We start from the raw sequence: 845 nt of genomic DNA on the forward strand, positions 1-845 counted from the left end.
CGCAGCAGCACGCCGACGTTGTCGCCCGCCTGGCCCTGGTCCAGCAGCTTGCGGAACATTTCCACGCCCGTGCAGACCGACTTCTGGACCGGACGGATGCCGACGATCTCGACTTCCTCGCCGACCTTGACGATGCCGCGCTCGACCCGGCCCGTGACCACGGTGCCGCGGCCCGAGATCGAGAACACGTCTTCCACCGGCATCAGGAACGGCAGGTCCAGCGGACGCGCCGGCTGCGGGATGTAGTCGTCAACCGTCTGCATCAGCGCCAGCACGCGCTGCTCGCCGATCTCCGGGTTCACGCCGTCGGTCGCGGCCTTGGCCGAACCCATGGTGATCGGAATGTCGTCGCCCGGGAACTGGTACGAGCTCAGCAGCTCGCGCACTTCCATCTCGACCAGTTCCAGCAGCTCGGCGTCGTCGACCAGGTCGACCTTGTTCATGAACACCACCAGCGCCGGCACGCCGACCTGACGGGCCAGCAGGATGTGCTCGCGCGTCTGCGGCATCGGGCCGTCCGCGGCCGACACCACCAGGATCGCGCCGTCCATCTGCGCCGCGCCCGTGATCATGTTCTTCACATAGTCGGCGTGGCCGGGGCAGTCGACGTGGGCGTAGTGACGGTTGGCCGTCTCATACTCGACGTGCGCCGTGTTGATCGTGATGCCGCGCGCCTTCTCTTCCGGAGCCGCGTCGATGTCGGCGTAGTTCATCGCCTTGCCGCCGCTCGCCTTGGCCAGCGCCATCGTGATCGCCGCCGTCAGCGTCGTCTTGCCGTGGTCAACGTGACCAATCGTGCCGATGTTGCAGTGAGGCTTGTTACGTTCGAACTTTTCCTTGGCCAT

Annotated in this window: 1 protein-coding gene; it reads right to left on the reverse strand. The window is 66.3% G+C overall.

Annotation, left to right across the window (positions count from 1 at the left end; translation table 11 throughout):
- Nucleotides 1-845 (reverse strand): elongation factor Tu (locus ACP7AS_RS13090; protein WP_426029298.1); only part of this gene is annotated, 845 nt, incomplete at both ends.

Source organism: Brevundimonas sp. TWP2-3-4b2, assembly GCF_049897345.1.
Taxonomy (GTDB): Bacteria; Pseudomonadota; Alphaproteobacteria; order Caulobacterales; family Caulobacteraceae; genus Brevundimonas.